The sequence below is a fragment of the Algoriphagus faecimaris genome (assembly GCF_900101705.1).
Taxonomy (GTDB): Bacteria; Bacteroidota; Bacteroidia; order Cytophagales; family Cyclobacteriaceae; genus Algoriphagus; species Algoriphagus faecimaris.
Window position 1 is genome coordinate 33,910 of record NZ_FNAC01000029.1, and the last position, 19,116, is coordinate 53,025.

Annotated in this window: 16 protein-coding genes; 12 read left to right on the top strand and 4 right to left on the bottom strand. The window is 41.8% G+C overall.

All coding sequences use genetic code 11. The annotated features are described in order from the left end of the window. Positions 1 to 15 precede the first annotated feature (15 nt). From BLQ57_RS14385 to BLQ57_RS14420, 8 genes are all read left to right on the top strand, one after another. Entirely contained in the window at positions 16 to 939 is a 924-nt protein-coding gene (locus BLQ57_RS14385; RefSeq protein WP_087940052.1) for a hypothetical protein, read from the top strand. After that, the gene (locus BLQ57_RS14390; protein WP_087940053.1) at positions 936 to 2,276 is read left to right on the top strand and encodes an MptA/MptB family glycosyltransferase; all 1,341 of its coding nucleotides are present in this window, start codon (positions 936 to 938) and stop codon (positions 2,274 to 2,276) included. The genes BLQ57_RS14385 and BLQ57_RS14390 overlap by 4 nt, the downstream gene beginning before the upstream one ends. Beyond that, positions 2,264 to 3,007: a hypothetical protein gene (locus BLQ57_RS14395; protein WP_087940054.1), complete on the top strand. Its 744-nt coding sequence runs from the start codon at positions 2,264 to 2,266 to the stop codon at positions 3,005 to 3,007. Before BLQ57_RS14390 ends, BLQ57_RS14395 begins: the two co-directional genes overlap by 13 nt. Beyond that, positions 3,008 to 3,754, top strand: coding sequence for a DUF6503 family protein (locus BLQ57_RS14400; RefSeq protein ID WP_087940055.1), 747 nt, complete (start codon positions 3,008 to 3,010; stop codon positions 3,752 to 3,754). Between the two features lie 3 nt (positions 3,755 to 3,757). Then, positions 3,758 to 4,975: a bifunctional alpha/beta hydrolase/OsmC family protein gene (locus tag BLQ57_RS14405; RefSeq protein ID WP_087940056.1), complete on the top strand. Its 1,218-nt coding sequence runs from the start codon at positions 3,758 to 3,760 to the stop codon at positions 4,973 to 4,975. Continuing rightward, positions 4,972 to 6,015, top strand: a complete 1,044-nt coding sequence (locus BLQ57_RS14410; RefSeq protein WP_244887424.1) for a glycoside hydrolase family 113 — start codon at positions 4,972 to 4,974, stop codon at positions 6,013 to 6,015. The genes BLQ57_RS14405 and BLQ57_RS14410 overlap by 4 nt, the downstream gene beginning before the upstream one ends. A gap of 104 nt (positions 6,016 to 6,119) precedes the next feature. Then, positions 6,120 to 6,332 carry a YgaP family membrane protein gene (locus BLQ57_RS14415; protein ID WP_087940057.1) on the top strand — a complete coding sequence of 71 codons (213 nt, stop codon included), beginning with the start codon at positions 6,120 to 6,122 and terminating at the stop codon, positions 6,330 to 6,332. A gap of 132 nt (positions 6,333 to 6,464) precedes the next feature. Next, positions 6,465 to 7,877 carry a Gfo/Idh/MocA family protein gene (locus BLQ57_RS14420; protein ID WP_087940058.1) on the top strand — a complete coding sequence of 471 codons (1,413 nt, stop codon included), beginning with the start codon at positions 6,465 to 6,467 and terminating at the stop codon, positions 7,875 to 7,877. A gap of 143 nt (positions 7,878 to 8,020) precedes the next feature. Here BLQ57_RS14420 and BLQ57_RS14425 read toward each other — a convergent pair whose 3' ends face one another. Beyond that, on the bottom strand, positions 8,021 to 8,869 hold the full coding sequence (locus BLQ57_RS14425) for a 3-keto-disaccharide hydrolase (RefSeq protein WP_087940059.1): 849 nt from the start codon (positions 8,867 to 8,869) through the stop codon (positions 8,021 to 8,023). Between the two features lie 66 nt (positions 8,870 to 8,935). After that, positions 8,936 to 9,727 (bottom strand): endonuclease/exonuclease/phosphatase family protein, encoded by a 792-nt coding sequence (locus BLQ57_RS14430; protein WP_087940060.1) that lies wholly within the window; start codon positions 9,725 to 9,727, stop codon positions 8,936 to 8,938. 167 nt (positions 9,728 to 9,894) lie between these two features. On the opposite strand from BLQ57_RS14430, the gene BLQ57_RS14435 reads away from it, so the two are divergent. After that, on the top strand, positions 9,895 to 11,487 hold the full coding sequence (locus tag BLQ57_RS14435) for an AsmA family protein (RefSeq protein WP_087940061.1): 1,593 nt from the start codon (positions 9,895 to 9,897) through the stop codon (positions 11,485 to 11,487). A gap of 153 nt (positions 11,488 to 11,640) precedes the next feature. Here the strand turns inward: BLQ57_RS14435 and BLQ57_RS14440 are convergent, their stop codons facing one another. Beyond that, a complete protein-coding gene (locus tag BLQ57_RS14440; protein WP_087940062.1) occupies positions 11,641 to 11,925 on the bottom strand; it encodes a sll1863 family stress response protein in 285 nt (94 codons plus the stop codon). 251 nt (positions 11,926 to 12,176) lie between these two features. On the opposite strand from BLQ57_RS14440, the gene BLQ57_RS14445 reads away from it, so the two are divergent. The 3 genes from BLQ57_RS14445 to BLQ57_RS14455 all read left to right on the top strand — a co-directional run bounded on the left by BLQ57_RS14445 (position 12,177) and on the right by BLQ57_RS14455 (position 17,417). Continuing rightward, positions 12,177 to 13,682, top strand: coding sequence for a PAS domain-containing sensor histidine kinase (locus tag BLQ57_RS14445; protein WP_087940063.1), 1,506 nt, complete (start codon positions 12,177 to 12,179; stop codon positions 13,680 to 13,682). A gap of 63 nt (positions 13,683 to 13,745) precedes the next feature. Beyond that, entirely contained in the window at positions 13,746 to 16,004 is a 2,259-nt protein-coding gene (locus BLQ57_RS14450; RefSeq protein ID WP_087940064.1) for a helix-turn-helix domain-containing protein, read from the top strand. Positions 16,005 to 16,007: 3 nt separating this feature from the next. After that, entirely contained in the window at positions 16,008 to 17,417 is a 1,410-nt protein-coding gene (locus tag BLQ57_RS14455) for a glycoside hydrolase family 140 protein (protein ID WP_087940065.1), read from the top strand. A gap of 61 nt (positions 17,418 to 17,478) precedes the next feature. Here BLQ57_RS14455 and BLQ57_RS14460 read toward each other — a convergent pair whose 3' ends face one another. Continuing rightward, complete coding sequence (locus BLQ57_RS14460; protein WP_175444674.1) at positions 17,479 to 19,116, bottom strand: carboxylesterase/lipase family protein; 1,638 nt, start codon at positions 19,114 to 19,116, stop codon at positions 17,479 to 17,481.

A 19,116-nucleotide genomic window follows, 5' to 3' on the forward strand; every position in this document is an offset into this window, starting at 1 on the left:
CTAAAATCAGTGAAAATGAAATTTCAAGATTTGAAGTTTAGTCTGCTCACAAACTATTCTCGGGCCCTATTGGGATGGAGTAGTTTACTTCTTGTGTTGCTTTCCGCCTGTGGACCTGAAGGACGTGATGGAGTCAAAGAAGAGGAGTTTGCCGGGTATTGGTATAAGGGACTCGCAGAGATTAATGTGTTCGATCTGACGCAAGTGAGGTATGGAGAGGAGAGAGAAGGACATGCGGTGATGATTTTTGTGACAGAGGATTTTTCCAGAAGAAAGCAAGTCAAGCTTGATGATCCTAGTGGTGCCGGAGCGGATGCGAGAAAGGTGATGAAACTGAATATGATGCGTGAATTTGTGACAGGTATCTATCCTTATCATACCATGCTTTCCGTTTTTACACCTGTCTATGATGAGGTGAACTCCTACAAGCTGACGGCTTCAGTCACCGAGTGGTGTGGGCAGGCTTTTACGCAGATGAACTGGAAAAATTCTGGCTATCAGGTGAAGCTGTTTTCTTATTTTGAGTCGGAGGGTGATCAGGAATTAAAGATTGATGCACAGCCAGAGGATGAACTTTTCAATTTGATTCGATTGAATCCAGAGCTTGTACCTCTAGGCGATGTGAGATTAATTCCCAGCTTGATTTATCAGCGTTTCTCTCACGTGCCTTTGAGTTCGGAGCGAGCCAAAATCTCATTGGAAGAACTAAGAGATAACACCAATCAGTTTGTCGTTAATTACCCCACATTGAAGAGGACGCTGACTATTCAATTCAAGAAATTCTTTCCTTATGAAATCATTTCCTGGGAGGAAGTGCAGGCAAAACCTAATGGGGACAAAGAAGTCACCAAGGCCGTAAGAAGAAACCTTGAAATGGTAGATTATTGGGAAAAGAATAATAAAATTTTCGAACCCTTAAGAAAAGATTTAGGTCTTTGAAATTAACAGGGAAAAAGGAGCTTGGTATCCTTGGTGTTTTGCTGATGACAGCAGGGGTTTATTCTTTGGGTTATCAAGTACCAAGGACGGATTTTGCACTATTATTTGGCATTTATTTGGGGCTTTTTGCGCTAATGGCATTTTTTTATGGGTTAGCAAAGAGCACCAGTTCGGTCCGGACTGTTTTTATTTTTGGATTAATCCTCCGAATACTTCTCCTTCTATCTTTTCCTACATGGTCAGAGGATTTTGCAAGATTTCTATGGGATGGCAAACTCTTGCAATTAGGATTTAATCCTTATTTGCATACTCCCAATCAATGGGCCCAACTCTATTCCGAGTATTTTTCAGCCTATTTAGCAGAGCTTTTGAGTCAAATGAATTCTCCTGATTACTTTTCTGTCTATCCGCCTTTAAATCAATTCTTTTTTTGGCTCATTGCCGAGATCGGTGGAGACTCACTGATTCAAAATCTCATGGCTATAAGAATACTGCTCATTGGGGGAGAAGTTGGTGTGTTTTTTTTGATGAGCTCTCTCCTTAAAAAGTTCCGGATGGAGAAAAGAGCTATATTATTGTATTGGCTGAATCCTTTCGTGATTCTAGAAATCAGTGGCAACCTTCACTTTGAGGGGTTGGTACTATTGGTCTTGTTATTGGTTTTGTTCTTTAGTTTAAAAAACCGCTTTTACTCAGCAGGTGCCTTTTGGGCGGTGGCTATTGGATTAAAACTACTTCCATTGATATTGGCTCCGAGTTTTTGGAATACTCAATCGAAAAAATGGGCCTTTTGGATAGGGGCGAGCTTGGTCGGTGTTTTCCTATTTACTCCTTTGCTTTGGGATCAATCTTGGCAAAATTTTGCTCAAAGCTTAAGTTTATATCAGGGGAAGTTTGAATTTAATGCATCCATTTATTATTTGGCCCGCACTGTGGGGTATTGGGTGGAAGGCTATAATACGATTGCTGTTTTGACCAAAGGTCTTAGCTTGCTTACTCTGGTTTTAATCCTATGGATTTCTTGGAAAAATAACTCTTCAAAAGTCGAAAACTGGGTAGAGCTTTGGATAGGAATCTATTTAATCTACTTGCTTTTGCAGCCTGTGATTCATCCGTGGTATTTGATCCCTGGCTTGGGATTGAGTATTTTGAGAGGAAAAGTGGGGTTTTTGATTTGGAGCTTTGCGGTTATATTTTCCTATCAAGCCTACGGAAATGAGAATTATGTCGAGAGGCCGACGTTCTTAGTCTTAGAATATAGCCTTCTTGCTTTAGCTTTGCTATATGATTATCGCTCCCAATATTTTAACTTTCTGATCCACCTATGGAAAAAATAAAGCAGACCCATACTTATTTCTGGATTTGCCTGCTCTTTATGCTCAGTTTCAGTTCCTGTATGCCTAAGGAAGAGCGAGAGGCGATATCTTTATTGAAAAAATCAATAGCAGCTCATGGAGGTCAGGAGACATGGGAGGGTTTGAAAGGTATACAATTCTCCAAATCCACCCAGCTTTATCTGGAGGATGGTACTTTAGAGCAGGATTTGATACAGCGGATTGATTTTCGATTCAAACTGGTCTATTCCGGCACTATGCAATGGGTGAAGGATTCGGTTGAGCATAAGCTTTCCTTCGACGGAGAAAAGATAAGCTACCAAATGGCAGGAAATCCAATCCAAAATCCTGATTTTCTCCAAGCTAAAAAGAAGGAATTGGATGCTGCACTCTATGTGGTAGGGATGCCTTGGATGCTTCTGAAGGATGAGGAAGTAAAGCTGTCTTACCAAGGCATCCAAGAAAGTCAATTGGGTAATGTGGAAGTCATAGAGGTGGATTACGGACCGGATGCCGACAGGTGGTGGTATTACTTTAATCCCAAAACCCACTTGATGGTAGGTAATGAGGTACAATTGAAGGACCACCGCAGTTTGGTAGAGAACCTGGATTACAGTCAGGTGGAGGATTTTCTATTTTACGGCGGGAGAAAGAGCTACAGGTTAGACTCTTCCGGTGCAAAGACTTATTTAAGAGCAAGCTATCAATACGATAATTTCAAACTTATACGATAAATGAAAAAAATGCTATTTGTCGCCTTTTTGCTCATTGTGGGCCTTCAGGCATGTGATCAGAGATCAGAAGCTGAGAAAATTGTGGATTTGGCAATCGAAGCACATGGAGGAAAAGCTTTTGAGCGCTCACAAATCGAATTTGATTTTCGAGATATTCATTATCAGATTTATAAGACAGCAGATTCTTTTGAATACACGCGTGAGTTTACAGATTCTACGGGTCTTATCAAGGATGTGCTGAATAATTCGGGCTTTGTACGAACCCTCAATGGAACTCGGGTAGATACCTTGACGGAGGAGCGAATAGGGGCTTTTTCAAGATCGGTCAATTCGGTGGCTTACTTTGCATTTTTGCCCTACGGACTGAATGATCCTGCCACTATCAAAGAATATTTGGGTGAAGTCAGTCTCAATGGAGAAAATTACCATCTCATCAAAGTCACTTTTGAGCAAGAAGGAGGCGGAGAAGACTATGATGATCAATTTTTGTATTGGATAGACACGGAGGATTATTATGTAGACTTCTTGGCTTACAGCTATCATACCGATGGAGGAGGAGTCAGGATGAGAGAAGTGTCTACTAGTCAAGAGGTCGGTGGCATCCGTTTTCAAAACTACTTGAATTATAAACCGGAAAATAAAGTCACCCCAGTTGAGGATTTGCAGGAGCTTTACGAAACTGGCCAGTTGGAATTGCTTTCTGAAATCAATCTGGAGAATATCAAGGTCAAATCATTAACCCCATAGGAGATGAATCCCACCAAACTTACTTTTCCAAATAGTAAAGGCTTGGATCTTGCGGCTGATTTGTATCAGCCATTAGATCGGGTGCCGAAATTTTACGCAATTTTTGCCCATTGTTTCACCTGCTCCAAAAACCTTTCCTCGGTCACTCGAATTTGTACGGCGCTTTCTCAGGAAGGTATCGCAGTGTTAAGCTTTGATTTTACAGGATTGGGGATGAGCGAAGGAGATTTTAAGGAAAGCACCTTTTCTGCAAATATCTCTGACCTAGTTGATGCTGCAGCCTATCTCAAGGAGCATTATGCTGCTCCCCAACTGTTGATCGGTCACTCATTGGGTGGAGCTGCAGTATTGTATGCGGCTAGTGAATTGGATGCTGTTTCTGCAATAGCCACAATTGGCGCACCGGCGGATCCAGGACATGTCAGACATTTATTCGAAGGGGATGTGGAAGAGATTGAGAAGTCAGGCAAAGCCCAAGTGAATATCGGTGGAAGACCATTTGCAATAGACAAGCAATTTATAGAAGATCTAGAGCAGAAGCCTTTGTCGTCTTTTTTGAAGAAGATGAGGAAGTCAATTCTGATTCTACATTCTCCTCAGGATAAGATTGTGGAGATAGAGAATGCGCAAGAAATCTATCAAAGCGCTTTTCATCCCAAAAGTTTCGTGTCTTTGGATGGCGCGGATCACCTATTGAAAAAAGAAAAGGATGCCATGTATGCGGGGCAGGTGATTGCTTCCTGGAGTGTGCGCTATGTTGATCATGAGGAAGTCAAAGAAAATCAAACAAAAGGTAATCCGGTAATGGTCAGGCTGACTGATGGGCCTGGCTATACCACAGAAATCAAAACTCCTTACCATCATTTAATAGCAGATGAGCCAATTGAGGTTGGAGGTAAAAATCTAGGTCCTAATCCCTATGACTTTCTAATGGCCTCTTTGGGAAGCTGTACTGCCATGACCCTGAAAATGTATGCGGCCAGAAAGAAGTGGGACCTAAAAGAAGTACGAGTCTATCTGAATCATGAAAAAGTACATAAGGAAGATTCTGAACAAGCCGAACAAGAGAGCGCAAAAGTATCTCAATTTACCCGGCTACTGGAGCTAGAGGGAGAATTGGATGGGGAACAGAGAAACCGTTTGTTGGAAATCGCCAACCGCTGTCCTGTGCATCGAACCTTAGAAGATGATATTTTGATTCAGACCATGCTGGCAAAGTGAAACCTTTCTCCACTAAATATCTTTTCAGTTCATTAAGCTTGGTGTTTTTAATTTTTGGGTTTTGGTTTTTTTACCCAAGTTCTGATGAAAAATTCCCGATCATTAAAGACAAGCTGAAAGGAGTATGTTGGGTTGGTGGTAGAGAGGGCCTCAAAGGAGGCGAACTCAAAAATCTAGCTTCAATAGGAGCGAATGCTATGTCTCAAACTCCATTTGGTTGGCAGTCAGACCCAAATAGCCCTGAGATTCGCTGGTCCCTAGAGGATGACAGGAAGTGGTGGGGTGAGTCCGGTAAAGGATTGGAAGCCACCTTGGACTCAGGGAATATTCATCAAATATCCACTATGCTAAAACCCCATCTGTGGGTAAGAGGAGCTTGGCCTGGGGAGATTGAAATGAAATCTGAGACAGACTGGCAGCTTTGGTTTGAGGAGTATGAGGCCTTTATCTTAGACTATGCCAATTTTGCGGAGCGCACAGGGATGCCATTTTTCTGTATTGGCACAGAACTGGAGAAAAGCAGCCATCGCACAGCAGACTGGAAGAAGATTATTCAAGCCATCCGAAAGGTGTATAGCGGACAGTTGACCTATGCTGCTAATTTCACCGAGTTTGAGCAGGTTGAGTTTTGGACCGACTTAGACTTCATCGGAATACAGGCTTATTTTCCCCTATCAGAAAAGGATGAACCTCAACTCAAAGATTTACTCAAGTCCTGGAGGTCACATCTGAAAATTATCGAGAGCACGGTGATTCGATTTCAAAAACCGGTAATATTTACTGAAATCGGTTACTGCAATACAGCAGATGCCGCAAGAGAACCTTGGGTATGGCCAAATGAGCGCAAAGAAACAGCTCTTTCAGAAGCCATTCAGGCGCTTTGTTACGAGGCGTTTTTTCAATCTGTTTGGGAGAAAGACTGGTTAGCGGGAGTTTATTTTTGGAAATGGTATCCCGATGGGAAGCGAAGAGATCCTGACTTTACCCCTCAAGGACTACAAGCAGAGGAAGTGCTGCGGCATTATTTTTCCAATCTTTGAAAATCAGTTTCTTCTGTGACTTTTGTCATGTGACTTTTGTGAGAAGTGGGCTAGTTTTATTATCAATAAGAAGATAATCCATTCGGAAATAAACCCCCAAAGTCATGAAAATTAATATGGGAAGCACAGACAGAGCGATTAGGTTGTTGGTAGCAGCAGTTTTGGTAGGGGGCTATTTTTCGGGAATCATAGTCGGAACCCTTGGAATAGTTGCACTTATTGTGGCTGCCGTGTTTACATTGACTACACTCGTTGGTTTTTGCCCATTGTACACGATTTTGGGAATAAATACTTGTTCGCGATCAGCGAAAAGATAGATAATGCGTAATAGTTTTGGGAAAAGCCGGAAGCAGTAGCTTTCGGTTTTTTTTTAACAAGAATTTACAAAAGTGTAGAAACTTCAGTGATAATTTTATTTATTGGAAATCTAAAACCTAAAATTGATCACGATGAAGAATAATGCAAGACGCGAATTTTTAAAATCTACTGGCTTGGCAGGCCTTGGACTTTTTGGGGCAGGATCAGTACTTGGAGGAGAGTTGAGTACCTTGCCGATAGAGGCAAACTATGCTAAGAAGAGAGTACAATCTTTTAATATGTCGGGCTTTGCTGCACCAAAACTAGAGACCGTCAGAGTAGGAGTAGTGGGATTGGGAATGCGTGGTCCAGGTGCTGTAGAGCGTCTCAGTAAAATCGAAGGAGTAGAGATCAAAGCACTTTGCGATTTGATTCCCGAAAGAGCAGAAAAAGCGAAGGATATGCTGAAAGACACGGTACATCGTCCCGAAACCTATTCGGGTAAAGTATATTCTTACAAAGAAATGTGTGATAGGCCCGATTTGGACTTGATTTATATCGCTAGCCCCTGGGAATGGCACGTGCCTATGGCCGTATATGCGATGGAAGCGGGGAAGCATGCTGCGGTGGAGGTGCCGGCTGCAAGAACCTTAGATGAGTGTTGGCAATTAGTGGAGACTTCTGAGCGTACTCAAAAGCATTGTATGCAGCTTGAAAATTGCTGCTATGATTTTTTTGAATTGATGACTTTGAAAATGGCCCGAGAAGGGTTTTTCGGAGAAGTTTTGCATGTGGAGGGCGCCTATATTCATGATTTACTTTGGCTCAATTTTGATAAGGAATCAGGCTATCAGGACATGTGGAGATTGAAGGAAAATTTTAGAAATGGAAATCTTTACCCCACACATGGTCTAGGGCCTATATGTCAGATTTTGAATATCAATAGAGGTGATCAGATGGATTATCTGAATTCATTATCCTCCGATGATTTTCAAATGAAAAAGAAAGCTCAAGAACTGGCAGAGCAAGATGCTTTTTGGTCTTCTTATGCCGCGAAAGACTACCGTGGAAATATGAATACCACCATGGTGAAAACAAAAAATGGAAAATCGATCATGATTCAGCATGATGTGACTTCTCCGCGGCCTTACTCTCGATTACATGTAGTGAGTGGTACGGAAGGCTACGCCCAAAAATATCCTGAAAATAAAGTGGCCCAGGGTCACAGTTGGATGAGTGCGGAGGAAATGAAAGAACTAGAAAAGAAGTATACGCCCGAAATAGTCCAAAAAGTGGGTGAGTTGGCCAAGCAAGTAGGAGGGCATGGAGGAATGGACTTCATGATGGATTGGCGCCTGATTGATTGTTTGAGAAATGGACTTCCGCTAGATCAAGATGTCTACGACGCAGCCTTGTGGAGCTGTATCAGCCCGCTGAGTGAGTGGTCAGTCGCCAACCGATCCAACTCCATAGATGTACCAGATTTCACGGCAGGGCATTGGAAAACCAATAAACCTGTTTCCATCACCTTGGACGGTGGAGGAAATACAAAAGTCAGAGTTTAGAAAATCATTTCGTCAAAAGAGGCTATTTCCGATCCGCTTTATTTCAACTTGACACTTCCTGCCTTGCTTTAAAAGTGTACCCAGTTTGACTCTCAGCGTTTAAGAGATAGCCTCTTTTTGTATGTAATAATAGTGTTCTGGACTTATTGATTCAGTGCTTGATCTATCCACTTTTTCATCTCCAAAGGTTGATCTTTGACCTGGCTCAAGTCTAAAAGTGCTACTTTTCTGAAGTCAATCGGATGAGATTCGCTTTGTAATGAAATATATCCCTGTGTCAGGGATTTCCCGTCAATTTTGACCGTTTCATCCACTGGGTTAACCATTCCTCCACCTATCTGTGGCTTGTAATAGCTAAACACTGTGTCTGCTTCTACCAAATGATGAACTGCTTCACCCCCTAAAACCAGGAAGTTTACACTGACCCATTGGTCTCCATGAAAGGTCTTTGAGTTGCTATTTATGCAGTGGGGAGTGAAAAGTGTATCAGCTAAGTATACTTCTGTGCCTGGAGTGCAAAGGTTACAGGTGCTTCTTTCTTCGCTTCCATTTCCTCCGAGAAGTTGGGCCTCTATTGAAATAGGAAAGTCTTGATCCTTGAGCATTGTTTCTGGAGCTTGACCATGAAGCATGGCTCCACTATTTCTCCATGCCCACCCTTCTCCTCCGGGAGCTTGCTCTCCGACAAAGCGGTATTCGAGCTGAAGGAGGTAGTAAGAAAAAGGCTCTTTGTAAAAAATGTGACCATATTGCTGGTCAAAATCACTGTATTCATCGTATCTCACTTTCATCAAGCCATCCTCTACTCGAAAGGTGTTGCCATAATTGTAACCCAAATCATGTTTTCGGATTTTCACAGTCCAATCTTCGAGGTCATTCCCATTGAAGAGTTGGATCCATTCCGGACCGTCAGAGATGTTGTTTTGTTGATTTTCGCAAGAAAAAAGACAAAGCCCTATGCCTGCGAGGAGTAAAATGAAAATGCGATTCATGAGTTTTTATTTAATGTTTTTGTTTTTCAGGACCTATTTCTAGGACGCTTAAAGCCATTGGTTTCTTTAACGTTTCATTCTAATTTTTGACCAAACAGGAAAGTGATCAGAGTATGGGACAGTAATGACTTTATAATCTAAGATTTCAAATTGTTCCTTGTCGTAGAAAATGTAATCAATTCGCTCTCCAGTTTCAGCATTACCGTAAGTAGGAGTTTTTGGTTCGAAATCTAGTGCTGCGTCACCCCAATTATCAGGGATGAGATCATAAGAACTACTATTCGGAGAAAAATTAAAATCTCCCATCAACAAAATTGGCAGAGCCCTGGATTGACTATAGGAAAGCAAATCTCTGACTTGAGCCGAGCGATTCTCTTCAAATTGATGACAGAGATGGGTACCTCCTACTAGAAACTCTCTCCCATTTCCTAAGGAAATTTTAGCCCATACAGCCGATCTGGGTTCCCCACCTGCAGGGATAGAGAGTTGCTGTGGATAGAAACTTGCTTCCCCCTTTACCAAGAGTCCTTCTCCATAGCCTCCTTCTGAGAAATTCATTGCCTTGGCAAAAAAGCCTGTGTAGCCAGTCATTGCGGCAAGTTTCTGCATAATATCTACTTTCCTCCCAAAGATCTCTTGGCTTCGTAGGGTCATGCTGTCTATTTCTTGTAAGGCCACAAAATCCGGTTTCAAGTCCATGATCAAGTTGGCGATTTCCTTGAGATTGGTTTTTCCGGCATCATTCGGGTTGGCCCCATGATAGATATTGTACGTCAAGACAGTGAAATCTCCTTGCAAAGCTTGGCTTAGAGTGATGGTGGTAAAAAGGGTAAAGAGAAAGCAAATCAAAAGCTTCATAGTTGGTAGGGTTTGTATTGGTAAATAACATCAAACTAGGTAAAAACTGAAGAATTTGTATTCAAATTTTACAAATGGTAGTAGGTGAGCTGATTAAAATGATGGTTCCCTTTTAGTATTTCAACCCATTTCACCGAGAATCTTGGTATCTTTTGAGAAAATAGCCTATGAAACGAATTGTCATTGGGGTTTTCCTTTTTTTCGGAATTTTAGTCGGGGCAAATTTTGCTCTAGAATATTGGCTGGAGTATAAGGTTCGGCAACTTTTGAATGCAGATGAGGAGCGAAAGTATGACCTACTTTTTGATGATATTGCCATTGATTTACTTGGGCGAAAAATTGCGCTGAACGCAATTCGACTGGTGCCCTTACAAGCAGATTTAGGCATTCGAGTCAATGGTTCTATACATCAGATACAGTTATTGGATGTGAGGTATTGGGATTTGTTGCTCCACAATCAGGTTTCTATCGGTGAGCTGTCTTTGGTAGAGCCCTCTTTTAGATTAGTAAGACAAGATAGTACAGCAGGAGGAAGAGATAATACGCAAGCTTTTCAAAATCTATTTGGAGATTTGATACAAAGGGGAAGAATTGAGGATTTTAAGCTTAGTGGAGGAACAGGCGAGTTGTTTTTTGGACGGGATACGCTCTTTCGATTTGGGCAATTTACAGATTTGAACATACATGCCTTGGGGCTGAAAACTGACTATTTGATCCTAACCCATCCGGTTCCTTTCGAAGTAGATCAAATTACCAGCAGTCTTAAGAATTTTAAACTTAATCTGACCAAAGAGCAGACTTTTTCTATGGACTCCATGAGCTTTGACTATAATTCAAAACTGCTACTAATGGAAGGCTTATCCTTATCGTATACCCTGCCAATGCTTGAAATGGCTTTAAAGGAATCCTACCAACAGGACTTCATTAGTTTTGATTTGAGACGTTTCCAAGTGGAGCAACTAGATGCGAGTAGTAATTTATACGGTGACTGGTCTATTATTGCTGGATTGGCGAAGTTGGAAGGCTTGGATTTATATGATTATCGAAATAAAAATCTTCCCAGGAAGTATCAGGACGCAAAGCCAATGTTTGCCAAAATGCTCCAATCCTTACCCTTACCTTTAAAGATCGATGAGGTAAGAATAGAGGATTCAAGGATACGCTATGCGGAAGTTCCTGAAGGGGATCAAGAGCCGGGAGTATTGATTTTTGATCGTTTTAAAGCTGATATTTCCAATTTGGTATCTATCGATTCCCTTCAGTTGGAAGGGGCTATGAGGATGTCTGTAGAAACGGAATTTATGGAGAAAGGACTGGTCAAGGCTGATTTTACTATACCCTTTGATCAAGAGTATTTTGATCTTGATTTGGAGATGAATGATTTTCAGTTGATTCACCTCAATCCTGTCCTGGAGCGACTTGCTCATATGCGAATTAGAAGTGGTTTGCTGCACCATCTCAAATTAGAAATGAGAGGAAACCCAAAAAGCGCTACCAATAAATTTGTGTTTGACTATTCGGGCTTAAAAGTAGAGGTGCTCAATCCAGATAGACAAAATCAAAAAAGTGGAATTCTGACTGTCTTGGCAGGTTTTGCTGTATCTAAAGAAAACATTCCCCAAGAAAAAAGATATCGAATCGGACAGTTCAGCAGCGTTCGTAATCCCTACAGAGGGCCTTTTAATTTCATGTGGGAAAATACTAAAACGGGATTGGGTGAAATTGTCCCTGTGGGAGCAGCCAAGCTCTTTACAAACTAGTCCTGAAAAAAGATGTAGCTACTCTGGTTAAATTTTTTGGAGTACAATGGAATTAAGTTAGAAAAGTAGCCTAAGCCAATTACTCATTAAGGAAATCACTTTTACCCATATGATTAAATAAAAAAAGCGGATCGTTTGACCCGCTTTCAGTTTTTATCCGAATAGCTTTCCCAATTTGGAAAAGCCTTCCTTAAATGAGCTTGCAGCGTCACTGAGATGATCCTTTACCTCATCCCATTTGTCTTCCGAAGTATCTTCCAACTGATCGAGTTTCTTCTCCAGATCGTCTTTTTTAGCTTTCATTTGGGCAAGCTTCTCATCAAATTCAGCCTTCAAATTATCGGAAAGATCTTCTCTTTTAGCTTCTAAATCAGCCAACTTGGTTTTGGCTTCAGTGAGTGCGCTTTTAAATTTTGCTTTGATTTCTTCAGTGTTCATGTTTAAAAGTTTGTTGGTTTAAATTGAACTATAAACTAATGAATTTAAGTGGTAATATGAAATTTAAGAGGAGGTATTTTGAGGTTTTCGAGATAGGCTCCAAACTCCTTTACCCAAGATTACACAGCTGAATTCTTTCAACCCAAAATGCTGATTAAGATCATGTTTTTGTGCCGTTGTTTTTCTTCGTAAAATCGACTATTTGGCGAATTATCAGTAATTTTGTAGTTCAAATTCTAAATTCCAGCCTGATGAAATCGAAGCCTTATGTCGATTCGGTTTTAATTCACTCCTTTCCGGATGCGGTAGTGTTTTTAGACGGTACGCTCAAAATAACTTCTGCCAATTCTCAGGCAGAGACAATGTTTGAATTTGAATTGAATGAGCTCTTGGGAGCTAATTTTATCGATTTATTCGATGCTCCATTAACTCCTACCCAGTCGGATTTGATTGAGAATCTGAGCAGACAGGTGGTAGATTGGCATAAGACCACGAGGTTGAGGTACTACGGTAAGTCCAAAACAGGGCGTCGATTTTTTATCAATTTCTCCACAAAGAATTTATTGGACTCAGATCAGATTCTGGTAGTTATTAGGGATATCTCAGAATTTATCAATAATTCAATACAGCTGGAATCTGCGAAAGCCCGGCTTGATGAGGCATTTGTCATCAATCGAATTGGAACTTGGGAATATTTGATTGAAGAGGACAGATTGATCTTATCGGAAGAATTGATGGATCTTTTGGGCCTTGGAAAGGAATTTGAACAATGCAGCTTCAAAGATTTGGAACAGATTTTCCACCCTGATGATCAGGAATTTATTGGGAAGGCTTTTGCTAACTCTATCAAAAACCGTATTCCTTATAATATTATCCATCGGGTTAATTCACCCAACCCGTCGATATCTTACATGCGGACCAGGGGAAAAAGCTATTATTCCGCTGATGGTAGGGCCTATAAGACTTTTGGGACAATACAAGATGTCACTGACCTTAGTCAGCGTCGCCTGGAAGCGGACCAATACGTGAGGATGCTTGAAAACCAAAAATCCGAACTTGAAAGCAGCTTGTATATTGCCACTCACGACTTGAAGGAGCCTATTAATAATATCCTTGGGATATCTGAGTTGATAAAAATGGAGTCTGGAAGCGGTGAACTGAATGACGGTCAACTTTTGAATTACATGCAGACCATCCATTCTACGGGGAAACGTCTTCAGCAAATGGTAGAATCTCTGATCGCCTTAGGCAAAATCGGTAAAAATGAGATGATGACTCAGGTGGATTGTAAGGAAGTAATACAAGAAGTAATGAACACTCTTCATTTCCAAATCAGCTCGAGTAGGGCAGAAATTGAAGTGGGAGCGCTACCTAGTATCAGAGGGTTTAGAATGGAGATTACGCTTTTGTTTCAAAATCTGCTCTCGAATGCCATCAAATACAGGCATAAGGACCGAAATCCATTAATCAAGATCTCCGCACATGAGGAAGACCGTTTTTGGCTATTTACAGTAGAGGATAATGGAGTAGGAGTGGACCCTAGGTATGAAGATAAGGTGCTTAGTTTGTTTAAAAGAGTGCCCGGTAACAATGGCGTGGAAGGTACTGGAATTGGTCTGCCTCAGTGCAAAAAGATAGTGGAACAGCACCAAGGTGAACTTTGGTTTGAATCGGAGTTCGGTCACGGTTCTATATTTTACTTTACACTCAGAAAAGTGGAGGGAGAGTCGATGAAGTATCAGGAGCAGTTTAAGTAGAGATCCTTGATATTATTCTGTGGAAAGGAAGGTTTTTTTTAGTAAAATTGGTAGTTTAGTTAAATGAAAGAGGAATCTACCGATCGTATCAAACTTGCCGCCCAATTTGTAAACTCCACTGTCGCCCCGATATTTCTGACGGGAAAGGCAGGAACAGGTAAGACCACTTTTTTGCGGAACCTGACACATCAAACTCATAAAAGCCATGTGATTTTGGCGCCCACAGGGATTGCGGCACTGCACGCCAAGGGAGTTACGATTCATTCCCAGTTTTTACTTCCTTTGGGGAGTTTTTTGCCCGTCAGAGAACCCGAAGGTAATTTTACAGATCAATATGGCTTTTATACTCAACATACACTAGCCAGAAAACATCCTTTAAATCAGCTCCGCAAGAGTGTATTGAGAGCAGCCGAATTATTAGTCATCGACGAGGTGAGTATGCTCAGGGCAGACATTTTGGATGCGATAGATTATAGGATGAGGAGTGTAAAGGGGAATTTTCGGGATCCCTTTGGGGGTGTTCAGCTGCTTTTGATAGGGGATTTGTATCAATTGCCTCCGATTGTTAGGGATCAAGAATGGCAGATTTTAAGTCGCTTCTACAATAGCATGCATTTTTTTGAGGCCAAGGCTTTGCAAAACTCGGGTTTGGTGTATCTGGAATTAGACAAGATATTCAGGCAGCAGGATGAGGAGTTTATTCAGGTTTTAAATCACCTCCGCAATAATGAAATCACCCCACAGGATATTCAGCTACTCAATCGGCACTTTAGAAATCAGGACCAAATCAAGGAAGAAAAGGATTGCATTACCATCACCACGCACAATTACAAAGCGGATCAGATCAATCAAAAAGAACTACAGGCCCTAGATGGGGAATCCTATCTCTATCAGGCAGAATTGGATGGAGATTTTCCAGAGTCACTTTATCCCCTGCCTAAGCAGCTTGAACTCCGGGAAGGTGCTCAGATCATGTTTATCAAAAATGATACTTCAGGTCTGGGTATGTATTTCAACGGGAAGCTGGCCAAGGTGACGGCGCTTACAGAGGACGAGGTGACCGTCAAGATGAATGATGACGATCAATCCTTTATTTTGCGAAAAGAGGTTTGGGAAAATAAGCGATACGTGGTGAATCCTGACACCAAGGAGCTCGACGAGGATGTAATTGGGACCTATTCCCATTTCCCTGTAAAGTTGGCCTGGGCCGTGACTGTGCACAAGAGTCAAGGGCTCACTTTTGACAAAGCGATCATCGATGTGGGGCAGGCCTTTGCTCCCGGACAAGTCTATGTGGCACTCAGTAGGCTACGAAGTCTGGAGGGGTTGATTCTCCGCAGTCGGATACAGTCGGATCTGATTTACTCCGATCATCAGGTGGTGAAGTTTTCTCAATCCTCACATCAGCAAGAGCGATTAGACCAACTACTCAAGCTTCATCAGCGTCAATTTTTGAGGCATTTGATAGAAAGGACTTTTGACTTTGTCCCCATTCTGAAAGAGATCGAATACTTTCAAAAAAATCAGGAAAGCAGTATGGAGTTTGAAGACGTGGAAATGCAAGCTGCCATCCCGGTGGTGTATGAAAATCTCCGAGTAGAAACAGAAAACACAGAGAAATTCCGAAGGCAATTGCAAGGCTTGCTTCAGGCAGAAGCATTCGAACAACTCAATGAGCGACTCCAAAAAGGAGTAGATTATTATAAGGAATTGTTTAAAAAGCTAATGGGGAAAATTTTGGAGCAAAGAGGAATGGTGGCCAATTTTTCAAGAACCAAAAAATACCAAGATGGACTTGAAGCTATTGATGAGTTAATGGTAAGAAAAATGCTTGAAATCAATAAAATAAGTAAATTGATTCAAGTGATTTCTAAGGGAGAAACAATCGATAAAATGGATGATTTGGAATCAGAGGTTTTAGCTCTCAGAAGGAATCTCATCGCTCAAGCCAAAGAAAAATCCCATGAGAAAATAAAAAATATCAAATCAAAAACCGGAAGAAAAAAAGCGGATGGACCAAAGCTAAAGCGTCAAAAAGGAGATTCTAAAGAAGAAACTTTCAAATTGTTTGAGTCGGGAAAAAAGATTTCCGAAATCGCTTCGGATCGTGGACTCGCAGCCTCTACCATTAAGGGGCATTTAGCAGATGGAATTGCAACTGGAAGAATCGATTTGGAAGACTGTCTTCCTCAGGAAGTAATTCTTGAAATCATGGATCAGCTTGATAAGTTTTCGGGGATGAAAGAACTCCGAGAGCACTTCGAAGGGAAGTATGATTACGGGACTATCAAAATGGTCATCGCTGGAAATAAAAATTTGTAAGCCATGCGATATTTAGTGTTTATTTTGGTCTTTGTTCTTTCTCTGTCAGATCTTTTTTCGCAGCAGCTAGCTATTTCTCCCAATCAGCGATACCTCATCAATGAAGAAGACTCCACCCCATTTTTCTGGTTGGGCGATACAGCATGGGAGCTTTTTCACAAATTGGATCGAGAAGAAGCCATACATTACCTGAGCACCAGAGCTGAGCAAGGATTCACTGTGATTCAAGCAGTGATTTTGGCCGAGCGTGATGGAGTTAGGACACCCAATGCCTACGGGGAACTACCTTTTCATGACTTAGATCCAAAGCAGCCTAATGAGGCCTTTTTTCAGCATGTTGATTTTATAATCCGAGAAGGAAATAAATTAGGATTGCTAATAGGGGTCTTGCCCACTTGGGGGGATAAAGTTTACTCAGAGCATCCAGGTGCAGGCCCAATCCTTTTTGGTGAAGAGAATGCCCGGATTTTTGGCGAATTCCTCGGGGATCGATATCAAGATGATAACTTGGTCTGGATCCTAGGAGGAGATCGCGATATTGCGAATGATACGGTACGGACAGTTTGGGATGCTATGGCTTTAGGATTGAAAAAAGGAGACAAAGGCAAGCACCTTCTAACTTACCATCCAAGGGGTAGTCGATCAAGTGGGGATTATCTCCATGAAGCAGAATGGATGGACTTTAATATGTACCAGAGTAGCCATGCTCAATTTTATACCCCAGTTTACAATTTTGCTAGGAAGGATAGGGCCAGGAACCCAATTAAGCCAACCATAGATGGTGAACCTCCTTATGAGGATATTCCTGTAGCCTTTTGGGAGTACATGGAATTTAAGCCGGGGGAGTTTGCTGATATCACTGGAGAAGATGGAAACTTGATTGATAAAAATAGGTTTGATAAAGGTTTTTTTGATGGTAAAAGCGTCAGAGTCCATGCCTATTGGGATTTTTTGGCTGGCGCGGCAGGATATACCTATGGCAATAATGCGGTGTGGCAAATGCACAAGAAGGGGGAGACCTTTGTCATTCCCACCTTGACAGATTGGAAAGAAGCTCTTAACAGACCCGGGGCTAAAAGTATGAAGTACATCCGCAAACTTTTTGAAATGCGGTCTTTTGCATCTATAATTCCCGCCCAGGAACTGATAGTATCAGCTAATCCAGAGGGTGAAAATCATATTCGCGCCGCCATCCATGAGGATGGGAAGTTTGCTATCATTTATTTGGCAAATCCACAGGAGTTTACCCTCGACCTATCCTTGCTTGCAGGGGAGAGGTTCACTGCATTTTGGTTCAATCCTGTGGATGGAAGCAGATTTATTCTATCCGAATTTGGATTGAATCAAAAGGTTTGGAATACACCTCCTTCAGAGGAGGAGCAGGATTGGGTATTGGTGATTGATTCAAAGTAAAAAAAAGGAGGAAATCTTTCGGTTTCCTCCAGCTACAACAGGCTTTGAAATTAAGTACTACCTATTTGTTGCCAAAAAAGCGATCATGAAACTGATATCGGGGCTCCACCTCGGATTTAGCTGCAGCTGATTCGGTATCGATGATTAAATAAGAAGGGTTTGGATCCCCTTTTTGCATGGGCTCCCAATGCACTAAATTGTCACCGTTGGGGTTATGCGTTTTGATGAAGTTGGCGAAGTACTCCTGCATCTGTTTGGAAACGATAAAGTCTTCTTTTTCCCAGGCATAATCCTTGACCAAATGCAAATTTCCCATCGCATATTCTATTTCGCAGGCATGTGGAGCACCTATTGCTCTTGGCGCCTCCTGACCGTTGGATTCCATAGTACCTCCCGCCAGTCCCGAGATCAAGTTGGGATCTCTTAAAGGAGGCCTAAGCTTGGCGTATAAGTATCGGTATACAGGCTGGTTAGAATTTTTTGAATGAAGGTCAAGCCATTTCCATGTGCTGTAAGAGATAAATCTGTCTGAGGCTAAATGCGTAGCTGACCATTCTATTTCTTCTTTGGTTTGATGTGGGTGAAGCTCAAGCACTTCCTCCCAGTCAGTGGGATAGACTTCTTTTACCTTTTCTACAAAGGCTTCTTCTGTGTATGGTCTGCCCTGCATAAAGGCTTGTCCGGGTGTCTCTGCTGAATTCCATCCTGCCAATAAAGGTACTTGAGCCTGCTCTTGTGCTTCAAAGATTTCAGTTACAGTTTTGGGAAGAAAATGGCCATCTATGGTCACAGGGAATCCAAACCTTCCTGATTCGATGAATAACTCATAGAGTTCTTTGGTGCTGAGATTCCGAAGATCAGCAATGGTTTCATAACCTGCATTTTTCACAAATTCAGTTCCCACTTGCTCCGCTTCATCTAAGGGTATAGGAGCTAGTGTTGGATTTATTCCCGCTCCACTTTCTCCGATGGCAGCCGCGATAAGGTCTTTGGATAATGGGGACGCCATTTGATAGCTAACTGAAATCGAGCCTGCAGATTCTCCTGCTATGGTTACTTTTTTGGGATCACCTCCGAATGCTGCTATATTTTTTTGAACCCATGTCAATGCTGCTTGCTGATCCATGAGCCCGTAGTTTCCTGAGCCTCCTTGGGCTGATTCTTTACTCAAATCAGGGTGAGCCAAAAACCCGAAAAGCCCTAATCGATAATTGACAGTAACGACTACGATTCCTTTTTGGGCCATACTTTCTCCATCATAGCGGGGCTCGGAACCATCACCTGCAGAAAATCCTCCACCATAGAAATAAACTAATACGGGTAAGTTTTTATCATCTTTTTTGGCCGGAGTCCAGACATTCAGGTAGAGGCAGTCCTCGGAGATTCCATCAGAGCGGAAACTCATGTCTCCAAAAATTGGAGCTTGTACTGCTCTGGGGCCAAAAGAAGTTGTCTCCTTTATTCCCTCCCAAGGAGATAAAGGTTGTGGAGCTTTCCATCTTAAATCTCCTACAGGAGCTTGAGCATAAGGAATTCCAAAATATTTTTGGATGTTGGTTTTTGTGTCGTAGTGACCTTCTATGATTCCCTGTTGGGTGGAAGCGCGGACAGAAAACGTGTTATTTCCTTGGGTATAAGCCATTTTTGCATTCACTTGCAGCAGAATAAAAGCCAATATCAGTGCATAAATTGATCGCAT